This is a genomic window from Geodermatophilus obscurus, from assembly GCF_900143215.1.
In the GTDB taxonomy this organism is placed as follows: Bacteria; Actinomycetota; Actinomycetes; order Mycobacteriales; family Geodermatophilaceae; genus Geodermatophilus; species Geodermatophilus obscurus_A.
On sequence record NZ_FRDM01000108.1, the window covers coordinates 1 to 1096 of the forward strand.

Annotated in this window: 1 protein-coding gene; it reads left to right on the plus strand. The window is 72.4% G+C overall.

The features are described 5' to 3' along the window. On the plus strand, positions 1-1001 hold a 1001-nt coding region (locus BUB17_RS25230; RefSeq protein ID WP_072921606.1), incomplete at its 5' end, for a UDP-glucose dehydrogenase family protein. Between the last annotated feature and the right edge of the window lie 95 nt (positions 1002-1096).

The window sequence follows — 1096 nt, forward strand, 5'->3', positions numbered from 1 at the left end:
TGCAGGTGCTCGAGCCGGGCGAACTCGTGGTCGGCAAGTCCACCGTGCCGGTGGGCACCGCCGGGCGCCTGGCCGAGCTGGTCGGGAGCAAGGTGCCCGGGGCGCTGCTGGCGTGGAATCCGGAGTTCCTCCGCGAGGGCTTCGCGGTGGCCGACACGCTGCACCCCGACCGGCTGGTCTACGGCCTGCCGGTCGACGGGGATGGTGAGCGCGCCCGCGCCCTGCTCGACGAGGTCTACGCGCCGATCGTGGCCCGGGGGACCCCACAGGTCGTCACGGACTACGCGACTTCGGAGATGGTGAAGACCGCGGCCAACTCGTTTCTGGCCACCAAGATCTCCTTCATCAACGCGATGGCCGAGCTGTGCGAGGCCACCGGCGCCGACGTTAAGCAGCTGGCCGACGCGATCGGCTACGACGACCGGATCGGCCGCAAGTTCCTCAACGCCGGCCTGGGCTTCGGCGGCGGCTGCCTGCCCAAGGACATCCGCGCCTTCATGGCCCGCGCCGGAGAGCTCGGCGCCGATCAGGCACTGACGTTCCTGCGCGAGGTGGACAACATCAACATGCGCCGCCGGATCCGGATGGTGGAGCTCGCCCGGGAGGTCTGCGACGGCTCCCTGCTGGGCAAGCACATCGCCGTGCTCGGCGCGGCGTTCAAGCCCGATTCCGACGACATCCGCGACTCCCCGGCGCTCAACGTCGCCGCCCAGCTGCAGCTCCAAGGCGCCGACGTGACCGTCACCGATCCGGCCGCGATCGACAACGCCCGCCGGCTGTGGCCGCAGCTGGACTACGCGGCCACCGCCGAGGAGGCCGCCGCCGGCGCGGACGCGGTGCTGGTGCTCACCGAGTGGCGGGCCTACCGCGAGCTGGACCCGGTCGCGTTCGGCAACATCGTGGCGAGCAAGCGGGTGCTCGACGGGCGCAACGCCCTGGACCGCGAGGCCTGGACCGCCGCCGGGTGGACCTACCGCGCCCTGGGCCGCCGCGCCGGCTGACCTCTCGGTCGGCCTGCGCGGCGGATCCCGGACTCAGTAGGCGCCGGAGCACCGCAGGACGGCACGGACCGTCCGGATGAGGATGGCCAGGTCCA